Annotated in this window: 1 protein-coding gene; it reads right to left on the reverse strand. The window is 68.0% G+C overall.

Annotated elements, in window-relative coordinates:
* Positions 1-383: pilus assembly protein N-terminal domain-containing protein (locus HWX22_RS31595; protein ID WP_175917026.1), on the reverse strand; the 383-nt coding region annotated here is incomplete at its 3' end.
* Positions 384-450 lie beyond the last annotated feature (67 nt).

Below are 450 nucleotides of genomic sequence, written 5' to 3' on the forward strand. Positions count from 1 at the left end.
CGCAATTGCGCGGCGGTTTCCCGGACATTGCCCTTCGCCACGCGCACGGTGGTATTCAGCGCAATGCCGTTGGCGGTCCAGGCCACCAGCGAGGTGACGCCCGCCTTTTCGGCCAGCAGCATCAGCCGGCCGTCCACCACGTTGGCCGTCACCAGGCTGCCGTCGCCGATCGCGATACGCTTGATCCGGCCCGGCACGTCGATCAGGCGGATCTCGCCTCGATAGAGATCGAGCAGCGCGTGTTGCGCCGGCGTCGCGTTTTCCTCGTGTTCGGCCTGCCGCGCGGCCAGGACCGGCGGCGCGCCAGGAATGAGCAGCGCGCCGAGCAGCAGGCCGGCCGTGAAGCGGCAACCGCGGCGGGCCGCGCGATGTTGGTTTTCCATGAACGACTCGTATCCGTTTCGAAGCTCAGCGCGACGCATCGGCTGCACCGGTTTCCGCCTGCAATCT

Origin of the sequence: Burkholderia sp. BCC1638 (assembly GCF_902833195.1) — a bacterium.
Lineage (GTDB): Bacteria > Pseudomonadota > Gammaproteobacteria > Burkholderiales > Burkholderiaceae > Burkholderia > Burkholderia diffusa.